24 protein-coding genes are annotated in these 23896 nt (G+C 64.6%); 11 read left to right on the plus strand and 13 right to left on the minus strand.

The window, feature by feature from the left end; all coding sequences use genetic code 11:
- Window positions 1-73: 73 nt before the first annotated feature.
- Window positions 74-1048 carry a phytanoyl-CoA dioxygenase family protein gene (locus OH686_RS22620; RefSeq protein ID WP_289535396.1) on the plus strand — a complete coding sequence of 325 codons (975 nt, stop codon included), beginning with the start codon at window positions 74-76 and terminating at the stop codon, window positions 1046-1048.
- 14 nt (window positions 1049-1062) lie between these two features.
- Here the strand turns inward: OH686_RS22620 and OH686_RS22625 are convergent, their stop codons facing one another.
- Complete coding sequence (locus OH686_RS22625; protein ID WP_289535397.1) at window positions 1063-1674, minus strand: TetR/AcrR family transcriptional regulator; 612 nt, start codon at window positions 1672-1674, stop codon at window positions 1063-1065.
- 108 nt (window positions 1675-1782) lie between these two features.
- On the opposite strand from OH686_RS22625, the gene OH686_RS22630 reads away from it, so the two are divergent.
- The 4 genes from OH686_RS22630 to OH686_RS22645 all read left to right on the plus strand — a co-directional run bounded on the left by OH686_RS22630 (window position 1783) and on the right by OH686_RS22645 (window position 5417).
- Entirely contained in the window at window positions 1783-2727 is a 945-nt protein-coding gene (locus OH686_RS22630; protein ID WP_289535399.1) for an SDR family oxidoreductase, read from the plus strand.
- 162 nt (window positions 2728-2889) lie between these two features.
- Window positions 2890-3864 carry a lipid A deacylase LpxR family protein gene (locus OH686_RS22635; RefSeq protein ID WP_289535401.1) on the plus strand — a complete coding sequence of 325 codons (975 nt, stop codon included), beginning with the start codon at window positions 2890-2892 and terminating at the stop codon, window positions 3862-3864.
- A gap of 103 nt (window positions 3865-3967) precedes the next feature.
- The gene (locus OH686_RS22640; protein ID WP_289535402.1) at window positions 3968-4843 is read left to right on the plus strand and encodes a fumarylacetoacetate hydrolase family protein; all 876 of its coding nucleotides are present in this window, start codon (window positions 3968-3970) and stop codon (window positions 4841-4843) included.
- A gap of 271 nt (window positions 4844-5114) precedes the next feature.
- The gene (locus OH686_RS22645; RefSeq protein WP_289535404.1) at window positions 5115-5417 is read left to right on the plus strand and encodes a hypothetical protein; all 303 of its coding nucleotides are present in this window, start codon (window positions 5115-5117) and stop codon (window positions 5415-5417) included.
- 3 nt (window positions 5418-5420) lie between these two features.
- On the opposite strand, the gene OH686_RS22650 is transcribed toward OH686_RS22645, so the two are convergent.
- From OH686_RS22650 to OH686_RS22685, 8 genes are all read right to left on the minus strand, one after another.
- Entirely contained in the window at window positions 5421-7172 is a 1752-nt protein-coding gene (locus OH686_RS22650) for a response regulator (RefSeq protein ID WP_289535405.1), read from the minus strand.
- Window positions 7173-7298: 126 nt separating this feature from the next.
- Entirely contained in the window at window positions 7299-10139 is a 2841-nt protein-coding gene (locus OH686_RS22655) for an autotransporter outer membrane beta-barrel domain-containing protein (protein ID WP_289535406.1), read from the minus strand.
- Window positions 10140-10354: 215 nt separating this feature from the next.
- Window positions 10355-11170 carry a sterol desaturase family protein gene (locus OH686_RS22660; RefSeq protein ID WP_289535407.1) on the minus strand — a complete coding sequence of 272 codons (816 nt, stop codon included), beginning with the start codon at window positions 11168-11170 and terminating at the stop codon, window positions 10355-10357.
- A gap of 32 nt (window positions 11171-11202) precedes the next feature.
- On the minus strand, window positions 11203-11964 hold the full coding sequence (locus OH686_RS22665; RefSeq protein ID WP_289535409.1) for a helix-turn-helix transcriptional regulator: 762 nt from the start codon (window positions 11962-11964) through the stop codon (window positions 11203-11205).
- Window positions 11955-12437: an arsenic resistance N-acetyltransferase ArsN2 gene (arsN2, locus tag OH686_RS22670; protein ID WP_289535410.1), complete on the minus strand. Its 483-nt coding sequence runs from the start codon at window positions 12435-12437 to the stop codon at window positions 11955-11957. The genes OH686_RS22665 and arsN2 overlap by 10 nt, the downstream gene beginning before the upstream one ends.
- A 30-nt stretch (window positions 12438-12467) precedes the next feature.
- A complete protein-coding gene (locus OH686_RS22675) occupies window positions 12468-12938 on the minus strand; it encodes an arsenate reductase ArsC (RefSeq protein ID WP_289535412.1) in 471 nt (156 codons plus the stop codon).
- A 16-nt stretch (window positions 12939-12954) separates the two neighbouring features.
- Complete coding sequence (locus tag OH686_RS22680) at window positions 12955-14238, minus strand: arsenic transporter (protein ID WP_289535413.1); 1284 nt, start codon at window positions 14236-14238, stop codon at window positions 12955-12957.
- A gap of 22 nt (window positions 14239-14260) precedes the next feature.
- The gene (locus OH686_RS22685) at window positions 14261-14602 is read right to left on the minus strand and encodes a metalloregulator ArsR/SmtB family transcription factor (RefSeq protein ID WP_289535415.1); all 342 of its coding nucleotides are present in this window, start codon (window positions 14600-14602) and stop codon (window positions 14261-14263) included.
- Window positions 14603-14828: 226 nt separating this feature from the next.
- Between OH686_RS22685 and OH686_RS22690 the strand changes: the two genes are divergently transcribed.
- The 5 genes from OH686_RS22690 to OH686_RS22710 are packed head-to-tail and all read left to right on the plus strand — an operon-like array spanning window position 14829 to window position 17950.
- Complete coding sequence (locus OH686_RS22690) at window positions 14829-15380, plus strand: chalcone isomerase family protein (protein ID WP_289535417.1); 552 nt, start codon at window positions 14829-14831, stop codon at window positions 15378-15380.
- Between the two features lie 11 nt (window positions 15381-15391).
- Window positions 15392-15928 carry a DUF3833 domain-containing protein gene (locus tag OH686_RS22695; protein ID WP_289535419.1) on the plus strand — a complete coding sequence of 179 codons (537 nt, stop codon included), beginning with the start codon at window positions 15392-15394 and terminating at the stop codon, window positions 15926-15928.
- Window positions 15929-15954: 26 nt separating this feature from the next.
- A complete protein-coding gene (locus OH686_RS22700) occupies window positions 15955-16260 on the plus strand; it encodes a DUF6482 family protein (protein WP_289535420.1) in 306 nt (101 codons plus the stop codon).
- Complete coding sequence (locus OH686_RS22705; protein WP_289535422.1) at window positions 16257-17798, plus strand: cryptochrome/photolyase family protein; 1542 nt, start codon at window positions 16257-16259, stop codon at window positions 17796-17798. The genes OH686_RS22700 and OH686_RS22705 overlap by 4 nt, the downstream gene beginning before the upstream one ends.
- Window positions 17795-17950, plus strand: coding sequence for a DUF2256 domain-containing protein (locus tag OH686_RS22710; RefSeq protein WP_289535423.1), 156 nt, complete (start codon window positions 17795-17797; stop codon window positions 17948-17950). Before OH686_RS22705 ends, OH686_RS22710 begins: the two co-directional genes overlap by 4 nt.
- A gap of 40 nt (window positions 17951-17990) precedes the next feature.
- Here the strand turns inward: OH686_RS22710 and OH686_RS22715 are convergent, their stop codons facing one another.
- The 4 genes from OH686_RS22715 to aotJ form a co-directional block, all read right to left on the minus strand.
- On the minus strand, window positions 17991-18437 hold the full coding sequence (locus tag OH686_RS22715) for a PAS domain-containing protein (protein ID WP_289535424.1): 447 nt from the start codon (window positions 18435-18437) through the stop codon (window positions 17991-17993).
- Window positions 18438-18649: 212 nt separating this feature from the next.
- Complete coding sequence (locus OH686_RS22720; RefSeq protein ID WP_289535425.1) at window positions 18650-19579, minus strand: MurR/RpiR family transcriptional regulator; 930 nt, start codon at window positions 19577-19579, stop codon at window positions 18650-18652.
- Between the two features lie 68 nt (window positions 19580-19647).
- A complete protein-coding gene (locus tag OH686_RS22725; protein WP_289535426.1) occupies window positions 19648-20760 on the minus strand; it encodes a succinylglutamate desuccinylase/aspartoacylase family protein in 1113 nt (370 codons plus the stop codon).
- Between the two features lie 68 nt (window positions 20761-20828).
- Complete coding sequence (aotJ, locus tag OH686_RS22730) at window positions 20829-21602, minus strand: L-arginine-binding protein AotJ (RefSeq protein ID WP_137972112.1); 774 nt, start codon at window positions 21600-21602, stop codon at window positions 20829-20831.
- Between the two features lie 441 nt (window positions 21603-22043).
- On the opposite strand from aotJ, the gene OH686_RS22735 reads away from it, so the two are divergent.
- Window positions 22044-23810, plus strand: coding sequence for a cyanophycinase (locus OH686_RS22735; RefSeq protein WP_289535428.1), 1767 nt, complete (start codon window positions 22044-22046; stop codon window positions 23808-23810).
- Window positions 23811-23896: the final 86 nt, after the last annotated feature.

The raw sequence follows: 23896 nt of genomic DNA on the forward strand, positions 1-23896 counted from the left end.
TCAATATTGAGTTTTGCCACGATTTCCCTATTCCAATAACAAGTCGAGCACGCTGTGCCGAGGGAGTTGAACCATGTCCTATCCCGCATACCCCGTACGAGTCCTGACTGCCGAGGAAATCCAGCGCTACCGTGACGATGGTGTGGTGATGATCAAGGGGGCGATCGAGCCGAACTGGATGGCGATGATCGAAAGCGGCCTGGAGGAGGCGCGTAGCAATGCATCCATGGTGGGACGGTTCATGTCACGCAAGGTGGAGGGCTACCAGATGGACATCTTCCTCTGGAAGCGCATCGATGCTCTGCGCGATCTGATCTACTACGGTCCCTTCGCTCGCTGGGCCCAACAGTTGATGGGGTCCCAGGAGGTTCGCTTCTTCTACGACCAGATGTTCGTCAAGGAGCCCGGTACGGATGCACCGACGCCGTGGCACCAGGACCTCAGCTTCTGGCCGATTCGCGGCGAGCAGATCTGCTCGTTCTGGATTCCCTGCGATCCGGTCAATCGCGAGAACAGCGGGCTGCTGTACGTGAAGGGCTCGCACAAGTGGCCGCAGCGCTTCAAGGCGATCTCGCCGGACTACGTGGCGGCGATGATCGATGACGAGATGGACGATATCCCGGACATCAATGCCCATCCCGAGCGCTATGAGCTGCTCGACTGGGACATGGAGCCGGGCGACATCCTGATGTTCCACCCGCTGACGCTGCATGGCTCGTACGGCAACCAATCGAGAACTCGTCGCCGACGTGCCCTGGCCTTGCGCTGGACCGGTGACGACGTGGTCTATGCGCCTTCAGCCAGGCGCATGCCTATCCATTACGCGCATGCCTCGTTACCAGGGGGCGCGCTGTGTGGTGGAGCCTTCCCCCGTATTCTGCCGGCGATGGACCCCATGGAGCGGGCAGTTCGCGCAACGCCCGAGCGGCCGAAGATTTCCAACCTGCTGCGCTCGTCTCTGGATAACGCCATTGCCGCGACACGCTTGTCGCTGGGGCGTGGGAAGAGGCAGTCGCTGCAGCAGACCTGGTCACGCCCCGATGCTTGAGGGGAGGGGCATGCTCAAAGCTCGGGCTTCAGGCTGGCGAGGGCTTCACAGAACATTTCCGCCATCGGCTTCTTGTGCCCGCTCTGGTTGCCCCAGGCCTGAGTCGTCAGTTTCATCGCGCCAATGCAGACGATCGCCACCATCCGCAGCGCCACCTGGCGCTCGGGTTGTCTCCAGACTTCGCAGAGCGTGGCAAACAGCGCCTGCTCTTGCTCTGCGTAGAAGATCTGTTTGCGCGCGAGCAGTGACTCGCTTGAGCGCATCAGGTTGTCGAGGGACGTCATCTCCTCGGTGGTGTAGCTCGATATCTGCTTCGCCATGACATCGCGCACGGCGTGCAGCGGTTGTACATCCGGCGAGGTCTTGAGCAGGTCGGCGCACATGCTGGCCCAGCCGGCATCCATGAAGGACATGAGGATGTCGTCCTTGGACTTGAAGTAGGCAAAGAAGGTGCGCCGCGAAATGCCGGCTTCGGCAGCGATGGCGTCCAGTGTCGTCGCTTCGTAGCCGTTGGCCAGGAACAGGCTCAGCGCGGTGTCGACGATACGTTGGTGCGTCTCCCGGCGCTTTTGCTCACGCAGGCCCTCCGCAGGTGGGTGGCCGCTGGAACGAGAAGGTTTTGACATTTGATTACGCCTTGCTGCAATGTTGCACTCAGTGCAGATAAATTAAGCACTGAGTGCTTATAAAAGTGCACTCAGCATACCTTCCATCCCTTCTGCGGGGCAAAGATCATGGCCAGTTGGAAAGCTTCTGACATTCCCTTTCAAGGCGGCCGAACGGCCGTGGTGACAGGAACCGGCGGTATCGGTTTCGAGGTTTCACTGGCGTTGGCCCAAGCCGGTGCCCAGGTCATTGTCGCAGGGCGGAATCCTTTGAAAGGTGCGGCGGCCATCGAGCAGATTCGCCAGGTGGTGCCGGCCGCAGACGTTCGTTTCGAGGCGGTCAACCTGGCCTGTCTCGAATCCATAGAGACCTTCGGGAAGCGCTTGCGCTACTCGCACGACGGTCTGGACCTGCTGATCAACAACGCTGCGGTCATGACACCGCCGACGCGCCGGGAAACTTCCGATGGCTTCGAGCTGCAGTTTGGCACCAACTACCTGGGGCACTTCGCTCTGACGGCTCAGCTGCTTCCCTTGCTGCGCAACGGCAAGTGCTCGCGTGTGGTGAGCCTCTCGAGCGTGGCGGCGAGAAACGGCGCCATCGACTTTGACGACCTGCAGTCAGAGCGCGACTACAAGCCGATGGTGGCTTACAGCCAATCCAAATTGGCCTGCCTCATGTTCGCGCTCGAACTGCAGCGTCGCAGCAATGCGGGGGGCTGGGGCATCCACAGCATCGCGTCCCACCCGGGCATCGCACGCACCGAACTGATACCCAACGGCATGGGCGCCCGAAGCGTGCCAGGGATGCTCCGCCGCTATTTGTGGTTCCTGTTCCAGCCCGCGGCACAGGGGGCGCTACCCACTCTCTTCGCCGCCACGGCGCCCTATGCCCAGCGCGGCGGTTACTACGGTCCGAACGGGCTCAGTGAGACTCGCGGTTCTCCATCCCCCGCTTTCATCCCGCCGAGAGCGCTGAGTACTGCTGACGCCGCGCGACTTTGGGAGGAATCGGAGCGGCTTGTCGAGCTGGCCTTTCCTGCGACTGAGCGTCGTTTCCCCGAATCAGCTTGACCCGGAGAGGCTCATCACTCTCGGACCTCCGGGATCCGGACGAGGGGCGCCTATGCAAGATGCGCCAGTCCCAGGGCGTGTTAATGCCCAAACCCAACGCCTGTTTTCGTACTGATGCGGCTCAGCCGCCTGTCCTCGCAAGCACTGGAAAAGGAGCAAATCATGAAAGCCTCTGCTATCGGCATGCTGGTAACTTCCCTGTTGGTTGCCAGCGGCGTGCACGCCGAAGTCTTTTCGCTGAAGGTCGAAAACGACGTCGTCACGGGCGGTCAGGATGGCCACTATACGAACGGAATCGAAGGCTTCTGGGCATTCGAGCCCGCGCAGGAGCATTGGACCAGGAGCCTCGCCGGCATTCTGCCGGGCTGGTCGGCAAGTGACCTGACGTATTCCGCATACCGTTTCGGCCACCAGCTCTACACCCCCGAGGAGATCGAAGCCGCCGAGCTGCAGGAGGATGATCGCCCCTACGCCGGGATGTTCTTCGGCGGTGTGACGCTGTTTTCTGCAGAACAGCTTGAAGGGTTGCGCAAGACCGATACCTTCACGCTCGATGTGGGCCTCGTTGGCCAGGGGGCGGGAGGCGAGAGGCTGCAACGGGCGGTGCACAAGGCGACAGGGAGCGATGCGCCGGAAGGGTGGGACCATCAGCTCGAGAACGAGCCTTTTGTAAACCTGGGCTATGAAAAACGCTGGTGGCTGCAGAACCGCCTGGGAGGTTTGGAGCTGGAGTACGGGCCGAGCGTCGGCGGGGCAGTCGGCAATCTCTATACCTACGCATCCACCGGTGCCGGTGTTCGCCTCGGTCAGGGGCTATCGCGCAGCTTCAGCCAGTTCTCCGTTACGCCCGCACCCAGTGGCGTCCAGTATTTCAAGCCCGGTGAGGGCCTCGGCTGGTTCGTCTTCGCCAACCTCGAAGGGCGCTTCATGGCGCACAACATGCTCCTCGACGGCAACACCTTCGAAGATAGCCACTCCGTGGATCGGGAGAAATGGGTGGGCGATGCTCAGTTGGGAGTAGCAATGCTCTGGGATCGCTGGCAGCTGTCGTTTGCCAACGTCTGGCGCAGTCGCGAATTCGAGACCCAGCGCGAGCACGACCAATTCGGGTCGATCAGCCTGTCCACTTGGTTGTGATACCGAGGGGCGCTTGCGGGCGTCCCTAAATCCTCAGGCGCAATCGAGCGTGGCGCCATTGAAGCCAGTTGGATACTAAAACGAACAATAATGAGGCTTGTCCATGAAGGTCCGACGCATATGCGACGTCAACACCCCTCAAGGGTCGCGGCTTGAGATTGTGACGGGAGCTCCCGACGCAGTAATTCCGGAGTGGTTGGAAGAGCTCGCGCCGGCTGCCCCAGGCGAAGGAGGGGGCGTGCTGCCTTTTCAGCCGCGCTCGTTCCGTGACTGCATGCTGTTCGAGCAGCACTGGATCCAGGCATCACGGGGATTCGTCAGGCGCTTCATGCCAACCGTCTTCAGAATCACTCAGCTCTACGAACACCTCAGCCAGTCACCTTTTCCGGCCTTCCGTCCGCCGGCGCTCTGGAAGCGCCAGCCGATCTATTACTTCAGCAACCACCTGACGATCGTTCCCGGTGACACGCCCGTGCAGTATCCGAGCCACACCCAAGCATTCGATTACGAATTGGAGCTCGGCATCGTGCTGGCAAAGCCGCTGTTCAACGCCACGCCCGATGAGGCCTTGGATGCTATTGGCGGTTTCGTCGTCCTGAACGACTTTTCCGCACGGGATATTCAGCGATCAGAGATGCGTTCCGGCTTCGGCCCGCAGAAGTGCAAGCATTTCCTGTCCTCCATTTCGCAGATCCTGACGACCGCGGATGAGGTGCTTCCACGGATAGGCTCGCTTACGGCGACTGTGCATTTGAATGGCGAGCTGGTCTCGGAAACCTCCACCGCAGACATGCGCTATTCGCTGGGAGATCTGTTGGCCTTCCTGTCCAGTTCCGAGCCGCTCTATCCCGGGGAGCTGATCGGCACCGGCACGCTTCCTGGCGGGTGCGGAATCGAGAATGGCCGCTTGCTCGAGAGGGGGGATACTCTGCAGCTGTCCATCGAGGGGGTTGGCGAGCTGGAGCACATGATTCTTTGAGGCGACTCGCTCAAACACGGAAAGCAGGATTGGGATGCTGCGGGTCGATTGAGCATGACGTCATCGGACGTGGCTGCTTCTGGCCGGAAGCGGTCGTCTGTGAGCGGCAGCTCCTGACCGACAGCCCTGCGTCCGCTTCCAGCCAAAAGCGGACCTCCTATCAAGCTCCTACACCAGCTCCAGATTTCTCCTACAGCAAACCTACTGGCTTCAAACGAAGCTGGGGCTATCGGCCAAACACGTTGGCCTGCTGAAGCTGAGGAGAGGAGTCATGGCAAACTCGACCTGGTTGATGTTTCGGACGTTGCGCGAGAGCGCCAATGAAAGCCGCAACGCCGCCATGCTGCTGATGGAGCTTTCCCGGTTATCCAGCGACGCCCGCATGGCGGCGCGTATCTGCGATACCGCGCAGCGATTGATGGACGACTCCGAGGCGGTCAGAAGGCTCTCGGGCCAGCTGCAGTCGGGAACCTTGTGCCATAGGCAGTGCCCGGGTCGGATGCCCGGCATCCGAGACCCTCATTCTTTCGCAGCGGACTCGGCGCTCCGATCCACCCTCCGCGAGCAGGTGTAAGTCTCAGCGCGCCTGTGCAGCGCAGATGCTCAGTGTGAACAGGCAACCTGCCTGAGCCGAGCCACGCCGTTCGAGCGCGCCATTGAGCTGTTCTGCCAGGCGCCTTGAGAGCACCCATTCCAGGCCCATCTCACCTTGGCCGATATTGTCTGGATTCCATTCGAGCGGCTCTGGAACCGGCTGCAGCGCCTGTCGATCAGTGGTGCCGACGGTGAGGTGAACATCGGCCTGGGCGTCTGGCCGTGGCGTGGTGGCCAGGGTGATTGCGACGCTGCCGTAGTCGGCGCTGCGCAGGGCACAGCCGATCAGGTGATCAAGGATCTGCGCAAATCGGTCGGGGTCGATCCAGATCCGCTCGACGGCCACGCTATCCAGGTCAGTGCACAGACGGATGCCGCGATCGCACGCCTGGGCATCGTGTCGGTGCGCTACCCGAGATACCAGCTCGCGCAGATCGACGCCCCGAACGTCCATGCGCAGGGTGCCGAGTTCCAACGCCGCCAGCTCGTCCAGCTGCCGATTCAGCTGCTGCATTCTCTGGAGAATCTGCTCTGCTTCCTGCATCGCGGGATGTCGCTGCGCTCCTAAGTCCGCGCCTATACGGCGCAGCCGGTCACCGAGCTGTTCCAGCGGGTCGCGCAGCAGGCCACCAAGGTGCTCCAGCACCCTGGCGGTGGAGCGGGTCTCGGCCTCGGCGTGGTGCCAGGCGTTGCTTAGTTCCAGCAACTTCGATTCCTGGCGCGAGAGGTCCTGTCCGCAGCAGATCATGCCGAGCAGCTCCCCGTTGCTGTCTCGGTAGGGAAAGGCCCATATCTGCGTCGGGTAACGCCGGCCATCGACATGGAGCACGCGCTCGCCGGAATAGGGCTCCGCACGCTGGACCGCCGTCAGGTAGCGCTGCTGCGCCTGTTCGGCGTCCACGCCCTCTGCCGACCAGCCCAGCTCCACGACGGGTCGCCCGCGCATTTGCTCCAGGTCCATGCCGGTGAACTCGCAGAACGCCTGGTTGCAGAAGAGCAGGCGTCCGTTGCGGTCGCAGACATGGGCGCGCATCGGCATGCTGTCCAGCACGCGCTGCAGGAGGAACTGCTCCGCCGAGACGGCCGGCAGGAAGCCCAGCCCCGCCTCGTCGCTGGCCAGCAGCCCGTGCCTCCTGGCGACCTCCGCCAGCTCCACCAGCGAGCCGACGTGTAGCTTCTGCATCAGCCTCGCCTTGTAGGTGCTGACCGTCTTGAAGCTGAGCGACATGCGCTCGGCGATGGCCTGGTTGGAGCTGCCCGCCGCCAGCTGCTGCAGCACGGTGAACTCCCGTGGCGACAACTGCTGCAGCTCATCATGCTGCTCGCCCCTGTGGTTGGGCCCGAGCTCTGCGAGGGCTTCGCCGGGAAAGTAGCTGCGGCCCTTCAGCAGTGCCCGCACGGCAATCGCCATACCGTCCGGGTCTTCCCGCTTGCTGACGAAGCCATCGGCGCCGGCCTGCATGCAACGCACCGCCATGTGCCGCGTATCGCCTGCGCTATAGACCAGGATCTTCGGACTGGAGGCCTGGCCCTTCAGGCGGCGGATCAGCTCGAGTCCGCCCGGTTGCGAGATGGCCAGGTCCAGCATGACCAGGTCGGGCGCGCTTTGGCGGATCGAGTCCAGGGCGTCCCGACCGTTGTCGGCCTCAAGCACCTCGTGGCTCGCGGCCTCCAGCCTGAGCCTCATCGCCCGGCGGAGGATAGGGTAACTGTCGACGATCAGAATCCGGCTCAATGGGTATCCCTCCCGTTGGCTGGAAGCCTAGATCACCTGCTCCGACATCGCCTCGCGCAATGCAATGGGTACGGCGGACATGGAAAAGCCCCGGGCTCAACCGGGGCTTTGTATAGGGTTGATGAACTACCAGAGGAAGCGCACGCCTAGGTTCACCGACCAGGGTTCCTCGACCTCGTCGCCACGGGCGTGCTCGAGATCCAGCGATACCTTGGTCTTCTCGCTGACCTGGAGGATGCCACCGAGGCCCACCTCGGTACGCGAGCCGGCGACCTTGTTGTCCAGCTCGTAGCCGTTAACGTTCACCGAGCTTTCGCCGGCGAACTCGTGCACGTAGGACGCCTTGACGTAAGGTTGCGCAGCCATGCCATTGTCGAACTGCAGAGTCTTGCCGACCAGCGCTCCGACCCGGCCTTGTAGCGAGTCACTGTCGTCGGCATCAACCTTCAGGCCGTTGCTGGCGATGTAGTCGGCACCTTCGGTGTGGGTGTAGGTCAGCTCGGCCTGCGGCTCGACGAACCAGCCATCCCGCAGCCCGATGTGCCGGCCGACCTCGACATCGGCGGCGTAACCATCGGTCTCGTAGTCGCCCTTGACCTGCTCGCCGGAGTTGCTGCGAGTCTTCACCTCCCCGTCCAGGCGGTTGTACTTGGCGACGGTATCGATGTAGTACCCGTTGTCGTCGAGCCATGTGGCGTAGGCACCGATCAGCTTGCTGTCGATCTCGCCGCTGCCGCCGTCACCGTAGTTCTGCTCGGAGGTGGCCGTGCCGACCATACCGCCGACGTAGAGCTTGCCACCGTCCAAATCGATGGCGGTGTCGGCGCCGACCTCAAGACCCCGAACATCCTGGTCGAAGCCGCGGCTGCTGCCGTTGTCGACCTCGAAGGCCTTGCCGATGCCACGGGCCCAGACGCCGCCGTTGTCCTCGCCCATGCGCAGCTCACCGAGGCGTTTCACCAGCGCGTTCATCTCGGCGCTCCACAGGGTGGCGGTGGCGGCCTGGTTGCCCAAGGCGGCGTTGGCACCATCGGAGAGGCTCTCTGGACGCGGGTCGATATGTGGAGGGTTGGGCTTTGCCGGGTGGGCCGGATCAACCGGATCGACTGGATCAACCGGATCAACCGGATCAACCGGATCGACTGGATCAACCGGTACCAGCGCTATGTTGCGCAGGTACCAGTCATCACCCTGCTGCTGCAGGCTGTAGCGGAACGCACCGGCATCCACGTAGGGCCGGCCGGCGAGGGCGAAGCGGCCGTCACCGCCGTTGCCGTCGACCACCATCAGTTGGCCGTTCGCGGCGCCCGGTTCGTGGCCGGAGTCGGCTATCAGTAGCTGGTGTCCGCCGCGGGTATTTCCCAGCACCCGCAGCAGGTCGCCGCGTTCGGCGGCCAGATCGGTGTTCATGGCGAAGGTGCCGCTGCCACTGAGGTCGCCTTCGACGGTGAGGGTCTTGAACACTCCGCCCGGCTGGAAGGCAACGGTGCCGTGGTTGGCCAGGCTGGCGACGTTGGAGTCGCCGGTCATGTTCCAACGGCTGTCGGCATCGATGGCCATGGCGTCGACATTGGTGGCCGTGCCGGTCCAGGTGGCGGCGTTCTGCAGGTTGACATTGGCAGAGCTCATGGCGGGGCCCCACGACGACTCCCCGGGGGCCTTGTTGACGCCGCGGTACCATACGGCCTCGGCACGATCACTGACGATATCGCCCTCGACGGTACTGTTATCGATGGTCAGATTGACCTCGGCCTGGCTGTCGACCTCCAGCAGGTTGCCGTTGCCACCATGCAGGGTGGCGCCGTTGGCCACCCGTACGTCGGCCTTGGCGAAGAGGCGGGCGTGCAACGCCGCGCCGGTCTCGCCGATCACGCTGCTGTCGTCCAGGGTCACGCGCAGGCTGTCATCGAACTGGGTGTTGCGCTCGCGCAGCTCGATGCCGTCGCTCTGGCCCACGATGCTACTGCCATTGCGCGCTTCGAGTTGGCTGTCCTGGAGCAGGTAGGCGCCCATCGCGGTCCCCGGATTGACGGTGGCGTGCGCCTCGACGCGGCTGTTATCGAGGATCACCGATGAGTTGCCGTATGCGGCGATCCCCCAGCTTTCGCAGCCCTCGCGGTGATTGAGCGCGCTGATCAGGCTGTTCTTCACCGAGGCAACCAGGTTCGGTGCCTCGTCCGGTAGCTCATCGTTTCGAGCCAGGGCATACAGATCCATGGCGCGCGTGCCCCATTGGCCAGATTCGGCCTTGACCGTGACACCGTCGAGGTTCACCCGTGTCACGCCCTCCCATCCGCCGGCGCCCATGATGCCGCTGTAACCGGCATCGATGTCGCTGTTTCGCATGTCCAGTGTGGCGCCACTTTGGACCCATAACGGCTGTACGCCCTGCAGGGAGCTGTCGATAACCTGGGCGGTGGCATTCTGCCCGAACACGTGGAGCTCAGATTGCAGCGTCGAGTCGCTGACCAGCAGATGCCCGTCCGGGTCGATATGGAGCGGCGCCAAGGGGCTGACCGTGCTGTTGGACAGCTTGACCGTAGCGCCATTGGCGACCCGAATCGCGACGGCGTGGGTCTGCCCATCGATGGAGAGCCGATCGACATTCACGTCGGTACCGGCGCCGCTGGCATTGATGCCGGTGGTGAAGCGAGCGGGAAGGTGAATGGTGGTGTCGGAGATCGAGTGCTGCGCGCCGTCGGAGAGATCGAAGGCAATACCATTCTCGTCACCGACGGTGATGCTCGGGCCGCTTCCCAGCAGGCGGGCGCCACCCAGCGGGCCGATATCCAATCCGGCCGCCGACGGCAAGCTGAGCTCGTCCGGACCGGCTTCGACCACGGCATCCTCGGCCTCTGCCTCGGCGACGCGCAGGCTGAAAAGGCCGGCCAGCACCATGCTGATGGCCTGGGCCAGTTTGTTACGACGGAAGTTTTCCAGCAGTGTGGAAGAGGCTTTGCTTTTCATGATTGACACTCCAGCAAGTTGGGTTGCTGGCAGTCTCGTCAATCGCCTTCGGTGATTCTGTAGGAGTGCTCTGGAGTGGTTGTAGGAGTGCTCTTCGCCAATCGAGCTCAGGCTGGGCGGTCGGTGTTAAAGCAGGCCTGGGATAGTCCGCTTTTGGCCGGTAGCAGCCCCTCACGAGCGACTGCAAACGACCAGAAGCGGACCTCCTTGGGCGCTCAGCTGTACTCGCTCTCTGGCTTCTTCGATCTGCAGAATGGCCACCACAGCTGGACGCACCAGGGGTCGCCCGGATCATGAGGGATGCCATAGCGAGTCGGATAACGGGCGCGGGTGAAGTTGGCCGTGCCGAACAGCGTGTCCCAGAGGTACAGCAGCTGGCCGAAGTTATGGTGTGGCGGTTTGCCGTGTTCATCCAGCTCGGCATGGTGCGCCCGGTGGGTGCTGGGGAGCTGCACGGTGCGCTCCAGCAGCCAGGCCAGGGGCGAAAGCCAGCGGATGCGGTACAGGCCACTGTCCCAGGCGAAGGCGCTGTGTACCAGCACGTTGGCACAGCCGAAGATCAGGTGGCCGATCAGCACTGCCTCACCGAGACCCAGGTAGACCATTACGCCGGCGTACCAGATGTCCGGCATGAACATGAACCAGCGCCAGTTCTCTCGGTAGGCCACGCTGATGCTCATCGCGGTCGCCGTGTGGTGGGTGCGGTGCATGTGCCACATGAAGGGCAGCGTATGGCCCAGGCGGTGGTACCAGTAGTGCAGAAAGTCTGCCGGAATGACCACCAGCAGAACGGCTTGCCAGAGTGGCATCGCCGCCAGGCTGTCGGCCCAGCCGGGAGCCCACTGGGCGAGCGCCAGTGCGGCAGTGGTGATGATCAGCGGTTTGATCAGCAGGGCGAACTGGGCAAGGCTGACGACATCGACCGCCAGCTCGTCCGACTGCCGCCTGTTGAGCATGCGCCCGGCGAGCAGCTCCAGGCTGCCCAGTGCTATCAGCAGGCCGCTGACGACCCAGGTATCGAGATGGGGCATGACACTTTCCTCAGAATGCGAGGAGGTCAGTGTCAGTAATCCGGGAAGCGGTTTACTTGAAGGATTTTGTGGTCGTTGGCCTGCGATGGCCGCAGCCCGAAGGTGCGCAGGCAGATGCGTGACAGGTGGGCCGAGTCGGCGAAGCCGGCGGCGTGGGCCACCTCGGTCGCGCCATGGGCGCCGCTCAGTGACTCCAGGGCCCGGCGCAGTTTCTGCCAGAGCAGCAGCTTGCGCAGCGGAATGCCGATGCTGTCCTGCAGCCAGTGCGAGCAGTGGGCCTGGGTGCTCGGGTAGCGCAGGCGGAAGGACTGCCAGACCTGCTCCGCCGTGGTCTCGATGTCGGCGTCCTGTACCAGGGCCAGCAGATGCTCCAGGCGCGGATTGGCGGCGGCCGATGGCTGCCGATTGTCGGTCAGCAAGGCATCCAGCCAGGCATCGAACGCCTGCTGCGTCGCTACTGCGGCCAGCCGGGCTCGATCCGCGGCGGCCACCTCGAAGCGATGCGCCGCATTCGGGCTGATGCGCGCCCAGCGCAGCAGCCGTGCATAGGCGGGGTGGCTCGGCTCGATCGTGATGCTGACGTGCGCCTGTGGGCGGACGAAGCGGCGCCGGATCTCCGGAGCCAGCAGCCAGGCATCTGCCGTCGCAACGGACTGGCCGTCGATCTCCAGCGCCAGTGGCTCACCATCCGCCAGCAGCAGGGTCATTCCCGGACGCTGGTTGTAGCCATTGGGTAGCGATTCGGCCCTGACGATGAAGCAGGCCCGGCCGATCATCAGCTGGTTTATGGCCATGCAGCCTCGTCGCCTGCCCGAGCATTTCCGGCGAGAGCTTTGCGCAGGTAGCGGGCCGAGGCTGGGCAGAGCGATTGGAATTGCGCGGTTCCTGCTATCTCGGCTGGCGCCAGTTGGCGCGGCGCCGGCAGGTAGCCGATTCGCTCGAAGAACGGCGCCTGGTTGGTGGTCAGCAGGTGCAGGCTCTCGATTCCGCTGTCACGTGCGAGTCTTTCCATCTCGCTGACCACCTGGCTGCCGAGTCCGCGCTTTCGGTGCTGCGCAACGATCAGCACGGAGCGCAGCAGCGCAACTGGCCCATGGACCTCCAGCCCTGCATAGCCAACGTGCAGCCCCGCGAGCTGGAAGGCATAGAAGACCCGACCGGGAAGTGCCACATCATCATCCGGTATCCCTGCCTCCCGCAGCGCCTGGGCGAGAGCCGCAAGCCCGGTTGGCGAAACGGCCGTCAACTGGAGCGCTGCACTGGTCATAACACTCTCCGGTTTCGGGACGATAGGCGCTTACAGGGTGCCGATGCCGTCCAGCGCACGCTTGAGCTCGTCGCGGCTCAGGCGCTCGAAGGGCAGGGCGAGGAACGCGCGGCAGCGCTGCTCGATACGCGCCAGTGTGGCACGGAAGGCCGCATCCACTTCGCTCTCGTCACCTTGCACGTCGGACGGATCTTCCAGGCCCCAGTGAGCCTTCAGCGCCGGGCCGAAGTACACCGGGCAGGCCTCGCCCGCCGCCTTGTCGCAGACGGTGATGACGATGTCCGGCGGGTTGCTCTCGAACGCATCGTTACCCTTGCTGCTCAGCCCGTCGATGGAGATGCCGGCCTGCTGCAGCGTAGTGAGGCTGCGCGGCAGCACCTGCCCCTTGGGGAAGCTGCCGGAGCTGACGGCCTCGAAGCCTTCGGGCGCCAGGTGATTGAACATCGCCTCGGAAAGGATGCTGCGGCAGCTGTTGGCCGTGCACATGAAGAGAACTCGCATATTGTGCTCCCGAAGATCAAATGGCTAGGCGCAGGGCCAGGGCCGAAAGGGTGACAAGCAGAACCGGCAGGGTCAGCAGGATGCCGACCTTGAAGTAGTAGCCCCAGGTGATGCGGATGCCCTTGCGCTCCAGCACGTGCAGCCAGAGCAGGGTGGCCAGGCTGCCGATGGGGGTGATCTTCGGGCCCAGGTCGCAGCCGATGACGTTGGCGTAGATCATCGCCTCGCGGACGATGCCGCTGGAGTCGCTGGCCTGGATCGACAGCGCGCCGATCAGCACGCTGGGCATGTTGTTCATCACCGAGGACAGGGCCGCCGACAGCAGCCCGGTGCCTAGGGCCGCAGCCCACAGGCCCTGCTCGGCGAGGCGATTCAGGACCAGGGTGAGGGAGTCGGTGAGGCCGGCATTCTTCAGTCCGTAGACCACCAGGTACATGCCCAGCGAGAAGATCACCACCTGCCAGGGCGCCTCACGCAGCACTCGCCGAGTGGAGATCACATGCCCCTTGGCCGCTACCGCGAAGAGGGTGGCCGCACACACCGCCGCCACCACGCTGATGGGGATGCCCAGGGGCTCAAGGGCAAACAGGCCGACCAGCAGTACCAGCAGCATCCACCAGCCGACGACGAAGGTCGAACGGTCGCGGATTGCCTCGGCGGGCGCCTTCAGCACTTCGGGGGCGTACTGCGCCGGGATGTCGCGGCGGAAGAACAGGTACAGCACCAGCAGGGTCGCGGCGACGCTTACCAGGTTGACCGGCACCATTACCGATGCGTACTCGGCGAAGCCCAGGTCGAAGTAGTCCGCCGAGACGATGTTCACCAGGTTCGACACCACCAGCGGCAGGCTGGCGGTGTCCGCGATGAACCCGGCTGCCATGACGAAGGCCAGCGTGGTGGCGGCGGAGAAGCGCAGCGCCAGCAGCATGGAGATCACGATGGGCGTGAGGATCAGTGCTGCACCGTCGTTGGCGAACAGCGCGGAAACGGCGGCGCCCAGCAGCACGCAGAAGGCGAACAGGCGATGGCCGTTGCCACCCGCCCAGCGCGCCACATGCAGGGCGGCCCATTCGAAGAAGCCGGCCTCGTCGAGCAGCAGGCTGATGATGATCACCGCGATAAAGGTCGCGGTGGCATTCCACACGATGGCCCATACGGTGGGGATGTCCTGCAGCGATACCGCACCGACCGCGAGGGCGATGAAGGCTCCCAGCGCGGCACTCCAGCCAACGCCAAGGCCCTTGGGTTGCCAGATGACCAGAACGAGGGTGAACAGAAAGACGGCAGCGGCAATCAGCATGGCGGACTCTTACGGGTGAGGATCAGCAGCAGGTACGGACGGGGCGCCCATCCATGTTGCAAAGGCGGGAGGTGTCGCTCGCCAGCCAGTCGGCATTGGCTTGCAGGGTCAGCTTGAGCACTTCTGCGGCCCAGGCCGGCAACTCCGGATTGAGCCGGTAATAGACCCATTGGCCCTGACGCCGGTCGAGCAGCAGGCCGGCGCTGCGCAGCAGGGCCAGATGGCGTGAGATCTTGGGCTGGCTATCGTCTAGCGCGCACATGAGTTCGCAGACGCACAGCTCTCCGTGCTCGGCGATCAGCAGGGTGGCGCGGGCGCGGGTCTCGTCGGAGAGGCACTTGAAGAGCTCGGGCGGGGTCAGCAAGGCGGTCGCTCATTACATATGGTTTTCCGAATATACGGAGAATCATATGTAATGAACAGAGCCGCAGTACGCCGCTCCAGCCGAGGTTGTCCGTCGATGTTGCTGAGTTCGCTTGTGAGATCCGACAGGCGCGCACGACCGACTGGCGAAAGATTTCTGAAAAACCTATACAGAATTTTGTGTTTGTATAAGTATTGTGGCGTGTGAGCTGACCTAGAGAATCGCCATGGTCTTGGCCATTTCCACTTCCCCGACGCTGCGCCGTACTGCCCTGCTGTGGTTGCTGATGGCGGCGCCATTGGCCTGGGCGGACTGGCGTAGCGAGCTTCCCGGCGCCGCGCTGGTCGGCCAGGGTGACTTCACCTGGTTCGGCTGGCGGGTGTATCAGGCGCGCCTGTGGAGCCCTGCGGCCCCCGTGAACTGGGAACAACCCTTTGCTCTGGAGCTGATCTACCGCCGCGAGCTGTCGCGGGACACCCTGGTGCAAGCCAGTCTGGACGAGATGCGCCGGCTGGGTGGCCCTTCGCTCGATGAGGCCCGCCTGGCGGCCTGGGACGGCGAGATGCGCAAGGCCTTCGTCGATGTGCAGCCGGGCCAGCGCATCACCGGCCTCTACCAGCCGGGCAAGGGTGGCAGCTTCTATGTCGACGGCGAGTTCCGTCACGCGGTGGCCGACACCGACTTCGCCCGCGCCTTCTTCGCCATCTGGCTGGACGCCCGCACTCGCCATCCCGAGCTGCGTCGCGAGCTGCTGGGGCTCAACGAGACAAACCCATGAGGAGGTCGACGATGCGCATCGCAATCTGCTTGCTGTGCTGCCTGCTGCTGAGCGCTTGCGGCAGTGTCGAGGTCGAGCACTACGCCAATGAGCGCCCGCAGCTGGATCTGCCGGGGTACTTCTCGCGTCCGGTGCAGGCCTGGGGCATCTTCCAGAATCGCTCGGGTGAGGTGGTCAAGCGCTTCACGGTCGACATCACCAGCCGCCGCGAGGGTGAGCGGCTGATCCTCGACGAGCGCTTTCTCTACAGCGATGGGACCCGTCAACAGCGGATCTGGAACCTGGTTCCGGCCGGCGAGGGGCGCTGGCGAGGGCGCGCCGCGGACGTGATCGGCGAGGCTCAGGGCGAGGTGGCGGGCAATGCTCTGCGCTGGCGCTATCGACTGAACCTGGAGGTAGACGGCACTACCTGGGAAGTGGACTTCGATGACTGGATGTACCTGATGGACGAGGACACCCTCATCAACCGCTCGAGCATGAGCAAGCTCGGCGTCGAGCTGGGCCAGGTGACCCTGTTCTTCCGCCGCGACTCCGCATCGGACAACTGACCAGGGGCGAGCCGGAGGGTAGGGCGATGAATCTTCAGCAACTGGGCGATGCCGCGCTGGCGGGCCATGTCGAAGGTCTCGAGGTGGTGTCCCTGGAGGGTGGCTTCTATATCCTGCAGGCCAGGCTCGCCTCGGGCCTCGAGCCGCTGCGCGATGAGCAGGGCAAGGTGCTGCACCTGCGCTCGTCCACTCAGGTCCGCGAGCTGCTGCAGGATCTGCCGCGCCTACCCTGTGAGCTGGTGCAGCACTGCGCCCATGACGAGATGTGCGGCGTTCGCGACGGCCCGATAGAGCCGCTGCGCCTGCCGCTGTCGCTGGAGCAGCGCTGGTGAGCGACGGCATCCGCCGCCTCGGTCTGGTGCTGGGCGACCAGCTCAGCTTCGACCTCTCGTTGTTCGATGCCCTCGACCCGGCCCGCGACGCGGTGCTGATGGCCGAGGTGAGCGAGGAGGCGCGCTACGTGCCGCATCACCCGCAGAAGATCGTGCTGGTCTTCAGCGCCATGCGTCACTTCGCCCAAGCGCTGGAGGCGCGCGGCTGGCGGGTGATCTATGTGCGGCTCGATGCCGTCGACAATAGCGGCAGCCTGGCGGGGGAGTTGCGCCGCTGGCACGACGCCCTGGGTGGTCCGGAACTGCACCTCACCGAATGCGGCGAATGGCGGGTGGAGGAGGCGCTGCGTGCCAGCGGGCTGCCGCTGAACTGGCACGTCGACCGCCGTTTCCTCTGTTCCCGCGAAGAGTTCGCGCGTTGGGCGGGCAGTCGCCGGCAGCTGCGCATGGAGCTGTTCTACCGCGAGATGCGCCGGCGCAGCGGATTGCTCCTGGAGCCCGACGGCGGGCCGCTGGGCGGCAGCTGGAACTTCGATGCCGACAATCGCAAGGCCCTGCCGAAAGGTGCGCGCGGTCCGTTTCCCGCGCGCTTCGGGCAGGACGCGATCACCCGCGAGGTGGTGGCCCTGGTGGGCGAGCGGTTCGCCAGCCATTACGGTCGCCTGGAAGGCTTCGACTACCCGGTGACTCACGCCCAGGCGCAGGAACTCTGGCGGCACTTCCTGGAGTTCTCCCTGCCGTCGTTCGGCGACTATCAGGACGCCATGGCCGAGGGCGAGCCCTACCTGTTCCATGCGCGCATCAGCGCCGCCCTCAACGTCGGCCTGCTGGACCTGCGCCAGCTCTGCGCCGACGTGGAGAGCGCCCATCGTCAGGGCTGGGTCCCGCTCAACGCGGCCGAAGGCTTTATCCGCCAGCTGATCGGCTGGCGCGAATACGTACGCGGCATCTACTGGCTGCGCATGCCGGACTATGCCGCGCTCAACCTGTTCGGCAATAGCCGGGCGCTGCCGGAGTTCTACTGGACCGGCCGCACCGAGATGCGCTGCATGGCCCAGGCGATCGGCCAGACGCTGGAGCTGGGCTATGCCCATCACATCCAGCGGCTGATGGTGACCGGCAACTTCGCCCTGCTCGCCGGTATCGCCCCCGCGGCCATCTGCGAGTGGTACCTGGCGGTGTACCTGGACGCCTTCGAATGGGTCGAGCTGCCCAACACCCTGGGCATGGTGATGCACGCCGACGGCGGCTATCTGGGCTCCAAGCCCTATTGCGCCAGCGGTCGCTACATCCAGCGGATGTCCGATCACTGCACCGCCTGCCGCTACCGGGTGGACCGGGCGACCGAGGAGGACGCGTGCCCGTTCAACTCGCTGTACTGGCACTTCCTGATGCGCCATCGCGATCGCCTCGGCCGCAATCCGCGCATGGCCATGGCCTATCGCAACCTGCAGCGCATGGATGAGTCTCGCGTCGCCGCGCTCTGGCGGCGTGGCGAGCAGCTGCTGGCGCGGCTGGATGGCGGAGAGGCGTTGTGAGGAAGCCTCACCTGCCGCAGAAGACCTGCGTGGTCTGTGGCCGGCCATTCGCCTGGCGGCGTCGCTGGGCACGCTGCTGGGAGGAGGTGCGCTACTGCTCCGCGCGTTGCCGGGGGCAGCGCCAGGCTACACAGGTGGCGGAGGGCGGCTGACGCCCCTGCGGCGGATCGCTACTCGGTGTCCGGGGACGGCTCACTCGCTCGCGGCGGCCAGCTGGCGCCTGAGCTCGGCCACCTGCGCCTCCAGTTCGCGCACTCGCTCTTGGGCGGTAACTTCGACGCTGACGTCGCGCTGGATGCCGATGAAGTAGGTCAGCTGGTCGGCGTCGTTGTACACCGGGGTGATGGACAACTCGTTCCAGAACGGCGTGCCGTCCTTGCGGAAGTTGTGTAGCACCTGGCGGCAGGGCTGGCCGCTGCGGATCGCCTGGCGGACGGTCGCCAGTCCGGGTTGCTGGCGCTCGCTGCCCTGCAGGAAGCGGCAGTCCTGATAGAGGATGTCGTCGGCGGTGTAGCCGGTCAGACGCTCGAAGGCGGGGTTGGCATAGATCAGTATGCTGTCATCTCCCTCCTGCTCGGCCACGACTATGCCGTCATTCGAGGCTTCGACCATCAGTTGCAGGAGCTTGGCGTCGATCATGGAGATTCCTATCTGGCTGCGATCCAAAGCACCAAGATTAGTCGCCGAGCCTGTCGGTGCCTAGGCGCGCCAGCGAGGCTTCAACGAGCAGACGAGGTGGCGGCCCATGCCGCTCAATGGCTGAGCACCATTACCCAGCCAAGTCAGCCGCCCACTAGCAAAAACCGGAGCATGTATCGGGCTCCGGTTTTTTACGGACTCAAGGGCAAAGGTCATTCCTTGCGTTTGCGCATGGTCTTGCGCGCGCGCGGCTGCTCTGCCGGGATATGCAGGTACGACAGCACGCTCTCCGTGAGTTCGGCGGCCAGCTTTACCGCCTCCTTGTTGCGCGTCATCACGGCGGCGACCAGGCTCTCGATCAGTGCCAGCACCACCGTATTGGAGCTGATCAGCATGGGATGGTCGGCGGGGGCGAAAAGCACCAGCTCGGCCAACCGCACCAGGGGGGAGGCGGGCGAGTCGGTAATGGCCAGTACGCGTGCGCCGCGCTCGTTGGCGAAGCGCGCCAGATGGATGGTGTCCAGCGAGTAGCGCGGCAGCGAGATCGCCAGCAGCACGTCGTTCTCGGTGATGGCGGCCAGGCGATAGGCCGCGTTCTCGTTGCCACCCTCCATGCTGATGGCGACGGCGTCGGCGCAGTACGGCACCAGGTTGGCGGCCGCCAGGCCGGCCATGTAGGCGCTGTTGCCGAAGCCGAGTATGTAGATGCGGCGGGCCTGTATCAGGCAATCGACGAAGGCCTCGAAGGTCGCCGGGCTGTTGCTGTTGGCGGCCGTTCCGAGGTTGCCGCTGGCGACCTGGATCTGCTCGTGCAGGCCGAAGGCGCCGTCCGGGCGCTGGGCCATTTCGTTGCGCAGCTTGTCCACCGGCGACACCAGGTCCTGCAGGGTGGCCACCAGGGCGGCCTTGAGCGCGCTGAAGCCGCTCAACTTGAGGGCGCGGGCCAGGCGATTGACCGCCGCGGCGGAGGTGGAGGTCTCCTGGGCCAGCTCCTCGATGGTCAGGGTCGCGGCCTTCAGCGGATGGCGAAGGATGAAGTCGGCCACCTTGCGCAGGGACGGCTGCAGGTCGGGCGAAGCCGATGCCAGCTTGCGCATCACCGGGGAGGTATAGACGGTCAGATCGTTCGGCGCTGGGTTCATGGTGAGCGGCGGCGTTGTCGATGGGCTGGGGCGGCAGTGTATCCGATGGTGCCGCCTCTGCGGCAGCGTCAGTCGCTCAGTAGGCGGCCGCTGCGGATCGGCATGGCGCCGGCCACCTTGGCCAACCACAGGCCGGGCTGGGCAAAGCGCAGGCGTTCGCGGGCATACAGCAGGCCATCGGTGGTGGCGCGCACGATGCTGTGTTGCCCGGAGAGCGGATCGATGACCTCGAACAGGGGATCGCCCACCGCTACCCGTGCGCCCAAGGGCTGCAGATAGCTGACCACGCCCGGGTGCGGCGGGTAGGCGTACTGGGCACCGGCGAAGGGCGTTGCCGGGCATTGGTGCTCGGGCCGGTTCGGCCAGCTGCCGTCGATGAAGCCCTGTTCCGCGAGAAAGGCGAGGATAGCCTCGGCGTCCGCCTCGGCCCGCTGCGCCTCGGTATCGGCCATGCCGCCCAGTTCGATGGTGGTGGCCAGGCAAGCAGCGGGGATCGCTGCATCGGGAAAGGCCGCGGCCAGCTTCAGCCAGGGTGTGGCGCAGGCCTCATCGAACGACTGACCGCCGGAGTCTTCGGCCAGCAGCGCCGCCTGTGCGCCCAGGTGCGCGGCCAGCCCGGATAGCCGAGGCCACAGCTGGGGCAGGGCGTAGAGCAGGAGGACCGACTCGAAGTCGCAATGCAGGTCGAGCACCAGATCGGCCGTGCAGGCATGGCCGAGCAGCAACCGCTGCAGTCCTTCCAGGGGCGATCCGGCCGGCGGCAGGTCCTGCAGGGCGCCGACCATCAGCTCGCGTATCAATGCAAGATTGTCTGCTGCATCGTCGCCCAGCAGCGAGTGGAGCTTGGGCGCGATCAGCGCGGCCAGATCCGGGAAGTCACGGTTGAAGTTCTTGCCGCTGGCAAAGTCGAAGCGGCCCTGGTGAGTGGACTGGAACACCTGGGCGAGACCGATCGGGTTGGCGACCGGTACCAGCTCGATGCGGCCGAGTAGCTGTCCGTTCGCTTCCAGCGTGGTGAGGCGTTGGCGCAGGGACACGGCTACGCGCATCCCGGGTAATTCGTCGGCGTGCAATGCCGCCTGAATGTAGGCCTTGCGGGGCCCCTCGCCGAAGTGCAGCACGCTCAGTTGGCGCTGCGTGCCGGGGCTGCTCCAAGGGAGGGGGTGATCGATCCGTATCATGGCTTACCTGGAATGTCGGCAGAAAAAAGGGGTATCCGGACTCGCCGGATACCCCTGTGCACCGGCTCTTACTGGCCGTAGATGTCGTAAGCGAAGTACTTGCCCTGGACTTCTTCGTACTTGCCGTTGGCGCGCAGGGCGGCGATGGCATTGCTGAATTTTTCGGCGGTGGCGGCATCACCCTTGCGCACGGCAATGCCGGCGCCATTGCCGAAGTACTTCGGGTCGTTGAAGTCCGGGCCGACCAGGGCGAAGCCCTTGCCGCCGTCGGTCTTGAGGAACCCTTCGCCGATGTTCACCACGTCGGCCAGGGAGGCATCGATACGCCCGGAAGCCAGGTCGAGGAAGGCCTCGTTCTGCGAGCCGTAGCGCACCACCTCGATGCCGGCATCGGCGAATTTGTCGCTGGCGTAGCGATCGTAGGTGGAGGCGCGCTGCACGCCGACCTTCTTGCCCTTGAGGTCGACCAGCGGGTCCTTGACCTCGGTGCCGGCCTTCATCACCAGCTTGCCGGGGGTGTGGTAGTACTTCTTGGTGAAGTCGACCGACTTCAGGCGATCCGGGGTGATCGACATGGACGACAGCACGGCGTCGACCTTGCGCACCTTGAGCGAGGGGATCAGGCCGTCGAAGGCCTGCTCGACCCACTCGCACTTGACCTGCATCTGCGCGCACAGCGCATTGCCGATGTCGTAGTCGAAGCCGCTGATCTGCCCATCCGGGGTCTTGAAGGCGAAGGGCGGGTAGGCGGCTTCGATGCCGATACGCAGGGTTTCCTGGGCCTGTGCCAGGGTGGCGCAGGCGGAGAGCGCCAGGGCGCCGAGCAGAGCGATCTTGTTCATCTTATGACTCCAGTTGCGGATGGTTGGCCACCCTCGCGGGTGAGGTGCATTGCTTCGCCTGGCGGCGAATTTCTCAGCCCTGGCTTCGTGGGCCAGAGCCCCAGTAGCCGCGCAGATGAGGCGGCCTGGCTGTGTTTGTATTGCGGTGGTGAGTGACACGTTTTGTGTCAGCAAAGCTAAGGTCAAGAAAAAATCATGTCAATTATATTGTTGTCTGAAAAAATAATTTCAGCCTGATGCGGCTGCGAAGAATGCCGTCATAGAGCTGTTGTAGGCTCGAGAAGCTGTCCGTTTGGTCTGTTTCTGTGGTGCTTTCTGGGGTTGATCGCGGAATTTTGTTGGTATACAACATTTCAAATTGAATGATTTGTGAAAATAAATGAGTCATTTGGTTGTGTGCCGAACACTCCCTACTCAGAAGAAGAGCAACAAGAAATGAGAATGCAGACCAAGCCTGGCGTGCTGCTCGCCACCCTGATTCTTGCCGGCCATTGCGCGCCGACCCTGGCCGAAGGCCATTTGCTGGCCGTCGGCGGCATGCTGCGGGCCAGCAACACCGAGGTCTATCAGAAGCTCATCGAGCTGGCCGGCGGCGCCGAGCGGGCGCGCATCGCCATCATGCCCACCGCCAGCGGTAGCCTCGGTTCCAGCAAGCGCTTCCAGGCCGAGCTGCAGGCCCTGGGCGTACCGGCCGAGCGAATCAGCATCGTGGGCATCGACAAGCAGAACTACCAGACCACCATGAACGACCCGGCCGTGCTCAAGCCGCTGAGCGAGGCCAGCGCCGTGTGGTTCGTCGGCGGCGACCAGGCGCGTATCGCCCGCGCGCTGTACAACGGTGACGGCAGCGAATCGCTGACGCTGAAGGCAGTAAAGGGCGTGTTCGACAAGGGTGGCGTGGTCGCCGGCACCAGTGCCGGCGCCAGCATTCTCGGCTCGACCATGCCGACCGCCTACGGCGTGGTCATGGACACCCTGGACTTCGGCGTGGCGGCCAAGGCCGATCAGCGCGGTACCGCGTTGCTCAAGGGCGCGGGCCTGTTCAAGGCCGGCATCATCGACCAGCACTTCGACCAGATCGAGGAGACCAGCACCGGTCGCGCGGCGCGCATGGCCAGCTACCTGGTCGAGCAGCGGCCGGCCAAGGGCTTCGGTCTGGATACCAATACGGCGATCTGGGTGCAGCCCGGTGGCCAGCTGCAGGTGCTCGGCGAGGGCTACCTGACGGTGATGGATGCCAGCCAGGCACACAAGGAGTTCGGCCTGTACGGAACGCGCCTGCAGAACGTGCGCCTGGCCATGCTCGGCCATGGCGACCGCTATGACCTGGCCAGCGGCAAGGTGCAGCCGGCCGAGGGCAAGGAGCCGATCACCGCCGGTAATGAATACCTGGTGGGCAACCAGCTGCTCACCGACCTGTCCGCGGTATCTGCCATGTCGCGTGCGGTGCTCTACGGCCTGGCCGACAACACCGCCACCCGCCAGGTGGGGCTGATGACCCGCTACAACCCGGCCAACGGCTACCACTATGGCTATCGCTTCGAGCTCAGCGAGGCCGCGGGCTTCCAGGCCCACAGCCGCTTCAACGACTCGCTGACCAACTACACGGTGCAGAACGTGCGCCTGGACATCGCGCCGGTGGATGCCTTCCTGCGTGACCCGGCGCGCAGCAGCCCGCAGGACGCCGCCGCCAGCCGCTGGCCGGACGCGGTGCGCGCGGTGAGTTTCCGCGGCCTGATGACCAGCGATGGCGACAACCGCTTCGAGCCCAAACGCGCGCTGACCCGCTACGAGCTGGCCAACGCGCTGCAGATGACCCTGGCCGCCGAGCCGGCTTTGGACAAGCTGCCCAAGCTCGTCGACATCGAGCAGGACCACCCGCTGCGCGAGCAGATCGAGGTGGCGGTCTCCAATGGCTGGCTGCACAGCGGCGAGCGCTTCGATGGCGAGCGCGAAGTGACCCGGGCGGAGTGGGCGCTGGCCTGCAAGGCGCTGGTCGAGAACTTCGCCAAGATCGACCTGACGCGCCGCGCGCCGCTCGAGGACCTGGCCGGCACCGATCCCGCCGCCGCCGAGGCCGCCGAGCTGCTGGTCGGGGAAGGGTGGATGAGCGCCGATTCCGGCCGCTTCCAGCCACAGCAAACCGTTAGCCGGGAAGAGGCCGCACGCAGCCTGGCGCGCCTGATTGGGCTAGCCAAACCGTCCTGACCGCCTGATCCGCAATCGAACACGCCCTGTAGTGACAGGGCGGACGGGCAGCGTTTGCCCGCGAGAAAACCAGAAAACGAGATGTA

The sequence above is a fragment of the Pseudomonas sp. SO81 genome, from assembly GCF_030374125.1.
Lineage (GTDB): Bacteria > Pseudomonadota > Gammaproteobacteria > Pseudomonadales > Pseudomonadaceae > Aquipseudomonas.

Coding starts and splice junctions, on each gene's coding strand:
- OH686_RS22620 (WP_289535396.1), top strand. CDS start 74: ATGTCCTATCCCGCATACCCCGTACGAGTCCTGACTGCCGAGGAAATC.
- OH686_RS22625 (WP_289535397.1), bottom strand. CDS start 1,674: ATGTCAAAACCTTCTCGTTCCAGCGGCCACCCACCTGCGGAGGGCCTG.
- OH686_RS22630 (WP_289535399.1), top strand. CDS start 1,783: ATGGCCAGTTGGAAAGCTTCTGACATTCCCTTTCAAGGCGGCCGAACG.
- OH686_RS22635 (WP_289535401.1), top strand. CDS start 2,890: ATGAAAGCCTCTGCTATCGGCATGCTGGTAACTTCCCTGTTGGTTGCC.
- OH686_RS22640 (WP_289535402.1), top strand. CDS start 3,968: ATGAAGGTCCGACGCATATGCGACGTCAACACCCCTCAAGGGTCGCGG.
- OH686_RS22645 (WP_289535404.1), top strand. CDS start 5,115: ATGGCAAACTCGACCTGGTTGATGTTTCGGACGTTGCGCGAGAGCGCC.
- OH686_RS22655 (WP_289535406.1), bottom strand. CDS start 10,139: ATGAAAAGCAAAGCCTCTTCCACACTGCTGGAAAACTTCCGTCGTAAC.
- OH686_RS22660 (WP_289535407.1), bottom strand. CDS start 11,170: ATGCCCCATCTCGATACCTGGGTCGTCAGCGGCCTGCTGATAGCACTG.
- OH686_RS22665 (WP_289535409.1), bottom strand. CDS start 11,964: ATGGCCATAAACCAGCTGATGATCGGCCGGGCCTGCTTCATCGTCAGG.
- arsN2 (WP_289535410.1), bottom strand. CDS start 12,437: ATGACCAGTGCAGCGCTCCAGTTGACGGCCGTTTCGCCAACCGGGCTT.
- OH686_RS22675 (WP_289535412.1), bottom strand. CDS start 12,938: ATGCGAGTTCTCTTCATGTGCACGGCCAACAGCTGCCGCAGCATCCTT.
- OH686_RS22680 (WP_289535413.1), bottom strand. CDS start 14,238: ATGCTGATTGCCGCTGCCGTCTTTCTGTTCACCCTCGTTCTGGTCATC.
- OH686_RS22690 (WP_289535417.1), top strand. CDS start 14,829: ATGGTCTTGGCCATTTCCACTTCCCCGACGCTGCGCCGTACTGCCCTG.
- OH686_RS22695 (WP_289535419.1), top strand. CDS start 15,392: ATGCGCATCGCAATCTGCTTGCTGTGCTGCCTGCTGCTGAGCGCTTGC.
- OH686_RS22700 (WP_289535420.1), top strand. CDS start 15,955: ATGAATCTTCAGCAACTGGGCGATGCCGCGCTGGCGGGCCATGTCGAA.
- OH686_RS22715 (WP_289535424.1), bottom strand. CDS start 18,437: ATGATCGACGCCAAGCTCCTGCAACTGATGGTCGAAGCCTCGAATGAC.
- OH686_RS22720 (WP_289535425.1), bottom strand. CDS start 19,579: ATGAACCCAGCGCCGAACGATCTGACCGTCTATACCTCCCCGGTGATG.
- OH686_RS22725 (WP_289535426.1), bottom strand. CDS start 20,760: ATGATACGGATCGATCACCCCCTCCCTTGGAGCAGCCCCGGCACGCAG.
- aotJ (WP_137972112.1), bottom strand. CDS start 21,602: ATGAACAAGATCGCTCTGCTCGGCGCCCTGGCGCTCTCCGCCTGCGCC.
- OH686_RS22735 (WP_289535428.1), top strand. CDS start 22,044: ATGCAGACCAAGCCTGGCGTGCTGCTCGCCACCCTGATTCTTGCCGGC.